This window comes from Komagataeibacter kakiaceti JCM 25156, assembly GCF_000613305.1.
Genome location: NZ_BAIO01000671.1, coordinates 1 through 1,066 on the forward strand (window position 1 = coordinate 1; position 1,066 = coordinate 1,066).

Annotated in this window: 1 protein-coding gene; it reads right to left on the reverse strand. The window is 67.2% G+C overall.

Going from position 1 to position 1,066, the window contains the following annotated elements; all coding sequences use genetic code 11:
- Positions 1-135 precede the first annotated feature (135 nt).
- A partial coding sequence (locus JCM25156_RS17815) for a lytic murein transglycosylase (RefSeq protein ID WP_025814216.1) occupies positions 136-1,066 on the reverse strand: 931 nt, incomplete at its 5' end.

The following is a 1,066-nucleotide window of genomic DNA, read 5'->3' on the forward strand; positions in this document are numbered from 1 at the left end:
CGCCGGGGGCCGCCAGCGCCGTGGCGGATACAAGAAAGCTGGTGGCCCCAGCCAGAAGGAAACGTCGGGTGTGCATTGTATCCTTGGTCCGGTAGTTACCGGCCGGGCGCATGCCACGGGCCGGGTGACGGGCCGTCACGCGATTTCGTTGCCCAGCAGGCCGACGGCCAGCGCATAGAAATCCGATGGATTATAGCGACGGATCGCGGCGAAATTGCGATAGACCATGAAGGATTCCCCCCCCGGCCCATCCGGCCGCAGCACCGCGCCGGTCATGTCGGGCCGGGCGAATGGCGCGCCACCCACCTGCTGCACGCCCATCTTCATCCACGCCGCCAGCGTCCGGGTGCGGGCATGCCCCAGTTCGGATTGCGCCACGCTGTCCGGCACGCTGACCTGCTGGCCCCAGCTTTCACCGCCCACCCAGCCGGAACCGGCCAGATAGGCGGCGATGGAGCCAAATATGTCGGGTATGGAATGCCAGATGTCGCGTCGGCCGTCGCCATCAATATCCACCGCGTATTTCAGGTACGCGCTGGGCATGAACTGTGGCTGCCCCATGGCCCCGGCATAGCTGCCGGTCATGCTTTCGGGTGAAACGTCGCCCGCGTTGAGGATGGCCAGCGCATGGAACAGTTCACCCCGGAAGAATTTGGCCCGTCGCCCTTCATAGGCGAGGGTGCAGAGCGCATCGACCACGCCGAAATTGCCGGTCAGCGCGCCATAGGCCGATTCCAGCCCCCATATGCCCATCACCGCGCCGGGGGCGACATCGTAACGGGTCAGAACCTGCTGTTCCAGCACCGCGCGCTGGCTGGCGAAGGCGATGCGCCCGTCATCCACCTTGCGCCGTGTCAGCACCCGCGCGCGGTACTGCGCCCATGTCAGGTGGAATTCCGGCTGGTTGCGGTCACGCTCGATCACCTTCGGGTTCGGCCCGGACAGGGTCAGCGCGCGCGTGACGACATCCGCCCTCAGCCCCTGCCGAATCGCCTCGCGCCGGATGGCGGCGACAAAGCTTTCGTAATCCCCCGCCGCCGGTCCCGGCCACGCCCTGCCCCCCGGG